This is a genomic window from Burkholderiales bacterium (genome assembly GCA_013695435.1).
In the GTDB taxonomy this organism is placed as follows: Bacteria; Pseudomonadota; Gammaproteobacteria; order Burkholderiales; family JACMKV01; genus JACMKV01.
The window spans coordinates 1-6,196 of the sequence record JACDAM010000133.1; the positions used below are offsets into that span (position 1 = coordinate 1).

A 6,196-nucleotide genomic window follows, 5' to 3' on the forward strand; every position below is an offset into this window, starting at 1 on the left:
GCGCGGCGCTGGCAAAGCGACGCTGAGCGAAGCACGTATCATCGGTCGATCGGCGCGTCGCTGATCTCTGCCGCGGCGTTACGAAAATATTGTCACCGTCTTAATCCGGATTCATTCGCACCGCGCCGATTCGTTTCGGCCGCACGCGTCCCGTTACGGCGACCGGGTTCGGTCAGGTTGGCGAGACTTCGCCATTGCTGCTCATCGCTTGAGCTTTACCACTCGCATTCGACAAACATTTCTCGACTGAAATGTTTTTGGGTTTCCTCTTCGATTCCGCGGCTTAGCCACAGCCCCCCGGGGGCGCGATGATACAAGGCTGTCTGAACAATCGTTTAGCATATCGCTTGCAACAATGTCCGTTACGCCGGCTTAGCGAGGGCGCTTCTAAACTTGAAACGGAGACTAGACATGTTGAAGAACAACACGCAGTTGATTATCGGCGCGGTCAGCATCGCTTTTGCATTGGGCCTGGCAACCAGCCGCGTTGGCAGTGTCACGTCGCTGGACGCCGCGATGGCGAAGAATACGATGGAGCCGGCCCAGCGCGTGGCGAGTCAGCAAGAGTTCGAATATTTCCCTGCCCAGTTCGTCAACAAGGGCAAAGAAATGGAGGTTCAGATACCCCAGTTTTGAAGTGACGCAAAGGACGCGGGCGGACGGGCCAATCAAGCCGGCCGACCCGCAGCCTGATCGGGCTAGCCCTAGATCGCTTTGACGATTTCCTCGACGATCTTCTTGGCGTCGCCGAACACCATCATCGTTTTATCCATATAGAATAAATCGTTGTCGAGCCCGGCATAACCGGTCGCCATCGAGCGTTTGTTGACCAGTATGGTGCGCGCCTTGTGCGCTTCCAGAATCGGCATGCCGAAAATCGCGCTGCCCGGCGTTTTCGCGGCCGGATTGACGACGTCGTTGGCGCCAAGCACAAAAGCGACATCGGTCGTGCTGAATTCGTTGTTTATTTCGTCCATTTCCAGCACCTGGTCGTACGGCACATCGGCCTCGGCTAGCAACACGTTCATATGGCCCGGCATGCGGCCTGCGACCGGATGGATCGCATAGCGCACTTTGACGCCTTTCTCGCTCAACTTTTCGACCATCTCCTTGACCGCGTGCTGGGCGCGCGCGACCGCCAAGCCGTAACCCGGAACGATGATCACCGATTCGGCATTCGATAGCAGAAAAGCGACGTCTTCGGCGCTTCCGGATTTCACGTTTTTCTGACCGCCCCCCGTAACCGCAGCGCCTTCGGCAGCGCCGAAGCCGCCGAGGATGACGCTGATGAACGAGCGGTTCATCGCCCGGCACATGATGTACGACAGGATCGCACCGCTAGATCCGACCAGCGAACCGGCGATGATCAGCATCGTATTGTTGAGCGAGAAACCGATGCCGGCCGCCGCCCAGCCCGAATAGGAATTCAGCATTGAAATCACGACCGGCATATCAGCGCCGCCGATTGGAATGATGATCAGCACGCCGAGCGCGAACGCAATGGCGGTCATGATCAAAAACGGCGCCCACTGCGCATCCGGACCAGCCAGGAAAAACAGCACGCCGAACACGATCATGACAATCGCGAGCAGCAGGTTGACCCAATGCTGCGCCGGAAACACGACCGGTGCGCTGGAAAAAAGCCGCGACCTCTTGCCGAGCCCAGCCAGTTTGCCGAACGCGATAATGCTGCCCGAAAAAGTGATGGCGCCGATGAAGGTGCCTATGAAAAGTTCGAGCTTGTTGCCGCGCGGCATCGGGTCGGGAATGCCGAACGCAGACGGATTGTTGACGATCGCAATCGCGATCAGCACGGCCGACATGCCGACCAGCGAATGGAAAGCGGCCACCAGCTCGGGCATCTGCGTCATTTCCACGCGTCGCGCAACCACCGCACCGATCGCGCCGCCGACGGCGAGGCCGAGTACGATAACGATCCAGTTGCGCGTGATCGCGAACGTCGTCACCACGGCGAGCACCATGCCAATGATGCCGAACAGGTTGCCGCGCCGCGCCGATTCCGGCGACGACAGCCCTTTCAGCGCAAAGATGAACAGCACCGAGGCGACAAGATAAGCGAGCGCAACCTGATTGGGAGTCATCATTTTTTCTCTAGCGCCTTGCCGCCTTTTGGCTCTTTTTTCCGAAACATTCCCAGCATCCGGTGCGTCACCAGAAACCCGCCGAAAACGTTGACCGAAGCCAGCGCCACGCCGAGAAATCCAAGGATAGCTGCGAGATCCAGGCCCGCCGATGATCCGGCGGCGAGCATGGCGCCGACCAAAATGATGCTTGAGATCGCGTTGGTAACCGACATCAAAGGCGTGTGCAGCGCCGGCGTGACGTTCCAGATCACGTGATAGCCGACGAAGACCGCCAGCACGAATACCGTTAGATTGATGATCAGCGGATCGATTGCGTTTGTCATATTTTCTCCTGTCCTATTTCGTGACCACTTCGCCGCCGATGCAGACCAGCGACCCGGCGATGATTTCGTCTCCGCGATTGATGTTTACCTGGCCGCTTTCGGCGTCGAGCAGCAGATTCAGGAAGGTCAACACGTTGCGCGCGTACAGGCCGCTCGCATCTGCCGCCACCAGCGCCGGCAGATTGGCGTGACCGACAATGGTCACCCCATGCCTGATAACCGTTTTGTCATATTCGGACAAGGGGCAATTGCCGCCCTGCTCGACGGCCATGTCGACGATTACCGAGCCCGGTTTCATCGCCGCGACAGTTGCTTCCGGAATCAATACCGGCGCCGGTTTGCCGGGAATCAGCGCGGTCGTGATCACGATATCGGCCTGTGCTGCGCGTTGATGCACGAGTTCGGATTGGCGTCGCTTGTAATCGTCCGACATTTCGCGCGCGTAGCCGCCGCTGGTTTCGGCAGCCGCTTTTTCCTCAGCGTTCATTGGCACTTCGACGAATTTCGCACCAAGGCTTTCGACCTGTTCCTTGACGTCGGGCCGCACGTCGAATGCCTCGATCATTGCTCCCAGGCGTTTCGCGGTCGCGATCGCCTGCAGGCCGGCGACACCGGCGCCGAGAACCAGCACGCGCGCCGCCTTCACCGTGCCGGCCGCGGTCATCAACATCGGAAAAAAACGCTGATATTTGTCGGCGGCGATCATCACCGCTTTGTAACCGGCGATGTTCGCCTGCGACGACAGCACGTCCATGCTTTGCGCGCGCGAAATGCGCGGCAGCCATTCGAGTGCGAACGCGGTAACGCCCTGCCGCGCCAAGGCGCCGATACGCTCGCTCTGGTGCGGCGCGAGGAGGCCGATCAGAATCTGATTGGGCCGCAGCATGGTTAGCTCGGCATCCTCGGGCGCGCGTACTTTCAGCACGATATCGGCTGCGCGATACAGATCGCCGGCATTCGCGGCGATGCTCGCGCCGGCGCCGGTATAATCAGCATCGTTTAAGCTCGCCGCAACCCCGGCGCCAGCCTGAACGACAACCCGATGTTTTGCGGCCACGAGCTTTTTGATCGTCTCGGGCGTGGCGGCAACACGATACTCACCGGCCTTCGTCTCTGCTGGAATGCCTATTTGCATGATATGCCCGACTGGAAGAAGTGCTGCTGGATTGTTATTGGTGCGGAACCGCATTATAAACGAGGTTGGCCGGCTTGGGCTGTCGACGGCTCGGCGCTGTGCGGACCTCTATGACGGGATCATGCTTCTGCCTCGGTCATGGCGCCGGCTGCTAGCGCCGAAGTGAATCGGACTTCGTCAGTGCCAGCACAGGAAAACCGCTCGCAGAACCGTCGCGCAAAACCGCCCGTGCTGATGCTGATGGGGCCGACGGCGAGCGGCAAAACAGCTGTCGCGCTGGTGCTCGCAAAACGCTTCCCGGTCGAAATCATCAGCGTCGATTCGGCAATGGTCTACCGCGGCATGGATATCGGCACGGCGAAGCCGGATGCGCAAACGCTGGCCGATGTGCCGCATCACCTGATCGACATCATCGCGCCGGACGAACGCTATTCGGCAGCGCAATTCTGCACCGATGCGCGGCGCTTGATCGCCGGCATTCGCGCGCGCGGCAACATTCCGTTACTGGCCGGCGGCACCATGCTGTACTTCAAGGCGCTGCGGCTGGGTCTGGCCGATCTGCCGTCAGCCGACACGCTGCTGCGCGAGCAGATTGAGCACCAGGCTGCGGCGCACGGCTGGCCCGCGCTGCACGCTCGACTCGCTGGAGTCGATCCGGTTTCGGCTGCGCGCATCGATCGAAACGATGCGCAGCGTATTCAGCGCGCACTGGAAATTGTGCATCTGACCGGAAAACCGCTGGCTGCGGCGTGGCAGCGTGAAGCCAGGCCCGATTACAACGCCGGCGATTGTGCTGACATCGATCCACCTTGCCGCGAGATCGCGGTCGCGCTGGCGCCTGACGATCGCAGCGAACTCCACAGACGCATCGCCGGGCGCTTCGATTCCATGTTGTCGCTTGGACTGATCGATGAGCTGCGCGGATTGCGCGCCCGCTATCCGCTGAATCCCGAGATGCCTTCGATGCGCTGCGTCGGGTATCGCCAGGGATGGCAATATTTGAATGGCGAATACGATTACGCAACCTTGCGTGAAAAAGGTATCGCGGCGACCCGGCAGCTCGCCAAGCGGCAGTTGACGTGGCTGCGCAGTACGCCCTTCGACCGCTGTTTCGATTGTCTGGCGCCCGATCTCGAGCGCCAGCTTATGGATTTTCTGGTAACGCGCATTTAAGCGCGACAACTATTGTTTGGGCGCAGGCTGCCAGAAGCGGTCGGCGGCGGCTTTCGAAGGCCAGTTATCCTTATCGAAGCCGGTGATTTTATCCAGCACTTTTTTGTCGATGTCGAGCACGAAAACTTCGCCGTCGGAGGTGCGGCGCAGCTGGCTCCACGGCACCGGGATCAGCTTTTCGCCGAGCCCGAGAAAGCCGCCGTGCGACATGACCGCATAGGCGACGGCGCCGGTGTTGGCATCGATCGCGATGTTTTCGATCGTGCCCAGTTCTTCGGCTTTGGTGTTACGCACGGGTGAGCCGATCAGCGTGCTCGCGCGGACAACGCCGGCGATTTCGGAAACCTGCTTTGCGCCCTCGACGCGTTCGATTTTCTGCACTTTTTCTTGCGCGCTGCGGTTCGCGTCGCGCTGCTCCTGGAGCATGTTTTTCATGTTGTCGGCGAGCTGTTCGCACATGTCATTGCGGCCGTTGTGCATCAGCAAGCCGGCCGCCTCGCGCAATTGCTTGAGTTGAAGTTGCTGCGCCTCGGGCGTTGCGACCTCGGTGCTCAGCTTGTCGACATCGGCCAACTTTTCCTTGCAGTCCGCAGCGATAGCCGGAACGCAAGGCAGCATCCACGCGGCCAGCAGCAGACTTGCAAGGGCAATATGCTTCCGGTGATTCATGGTCTGTCTCCCTTTCGATTCAGGATATGTGAGCGTACCGCAAACCCATGCCGGGGGCACCCATCGATGCCAAAAAAAGCATCAAACGAGCGCAAGCGATCGTCTGCCGCTTTTCCATCGCCTGAACTCAGGCGACGATAACGGTGCGCGGCCTGCCCATCGCGCCGCCGATCGCAGCTGCGATTGCACCGAGCAGCAACGCGAAGAAACCCCAAAGCGCGCCTTTGGAAACGGCATCGGCGGTCTGGTCGGCGACTGCGCGCGCGTCCTGCTTGACGTCGCTCTTGACGTCCTGCATCTTCGCTTGCGCTTGCTGGTAGGTTTGTTGCCAGTTGTCGACGGTTTTTGCCGCCTCCTCCTGCGACATGCCGCGCGCAACCAGCACATTGACGACGGCTTCACGGTCGGCCGCGGAGGCTACAGATTTGCCCTGGCGCATCAGTTTTGCAAGCAATCCATCGAGTTCTTGGTCGGCTGCCATCGGCTTTTGCGCCGCATCTTGTGCCGCACTCCCGGCACGGCCCGCCGCCGCCCGGGCATTTTGTTCGATCGCTTCCGGCTGCAGCTCGGGCTTACCGGTCTGGCTCAGCAACTGGCGTGCTTCGCGCTTGATGTCGTCCAGCGAAATGCCGGATTCGGCAAGCTTGTTCTGCGCCGCATCCGCGACTTCCGGTGCGGCCGCAACGACGCCTTGCGCGGCAGTCGAAGCTACACCGCCGACCAGGTTGAACGCGCCGCCCAACACCGATCCGACCGCGGTTCCGAGCAGATACAGAATTATCAGCGTCGAT

Annotated in this window: 7 protein-coding genes; 2 read left to right on the forward strand and 5 right to left on the reverse strand. The window is 60.3% G+C overall.

The genetic code is table 11. The features are described 5' to 3' along the window. Positions 1-411 precede the first annotated feature (411 nt). The gene (locus H0V78_06825; protein ID MBA2351492.1) at positions 412-636 is read left to right on the forward strand and encodes a hypothetical protein; all 225 of its coding nucleotides are present in this window, start codon (positions 412-414) and stop codon (positions 634-636) included. Between the two features lie 68 nt (positions 637-704). Here H0V78_06825 and H0V78_06830 read toward each other — a convergent pair whose 3' ends face one another. From H0V78_06830 to H0V78_06840, 3 genes are read right to left on the reverse strand one after another with little or no spacing between them, the layout of a single operon-like run. Further along, positions 705-2,102 carry an NAD(P)(+) transhydrogenase (Re/Si-specific) subunit beta gene (locus H0V78_06830; GenBank protein MBA2351493.1) on the reverse strand — a complete coding sequence of 466 codons (1,398 nt, stop codon included), beginning with the start codon at positions 2,100-2,102 and terminating at the stop codon, positions 705-707. Continuing rightward, positions 2,102-2,428, reverse strand: a complete 327-nt coding sequence (locus H0V78_06835) for an NAD(P) transhydrogenase subunit alpha (protein ID MBA2351494.1) — start codon at positions 2,426-2,428, stop codon at positions 2,102-2,104. The genes H0V78_06830 and H0V78_06835 overlap by 1 nt, the downstream gene beginning before the upstream one ends. A gap of 13 nt (positions 2,429-2,441) precedes the next feature. After that, on the reverse strand, positions 2,442-3,563 hold the full coding sequence (locus tag H0V78_06840) for a Re/Si-specific NAD(P)(+) transhydrogenase subunit alpha (protein ID MBA2351495.1): 1,122 nt from the start codon (positions 3,561-3,563) through the stop codon (positions 2,442-2,444). Positions 3,564-3,701: 138 nt separating this feature from the next. On the opposite strand from H0V78_06840, the gene miaA reads away from it, so the two are divergent. Further along, positions 3,702-4,736 (forward strand): tRNA (adenosine(37)-N6)-dimethylallyltransferase MiaA, encoded by a 1,035-nt coding sequence (gene miaA / locus H0V78_06845; protein MBA2351496.1) that lies wholly within the window; start codon positions 3,702-3,704, stop codon positions 4,734-4,736. A gap of 9 nt (positions 4,737-4,745) precedes the next feature. Here the strand turns inward: miaA and H0V78_06850 are convergent, their stop codons facing one another. Next, complete coding sequence (locus H0V78_06850; GenBank protein MBA2351497.1) at positions 4,746-5,405, reverse strand: PRC-barrel domain-containing protein; 660 nt, start codon at positions 5,403-5,405, stop codon at positions 4,746-4,748. A gap of 127 nt (positions 5,406-5,532) precedes the next feature. After that, positions 5,533-6,196: hypothetical protein (locus H0V78_06855; GenBank protein ID MBA2351498.1), on the reverse strand; the 664-nt coding region annotated here is incomplete at its 5' end.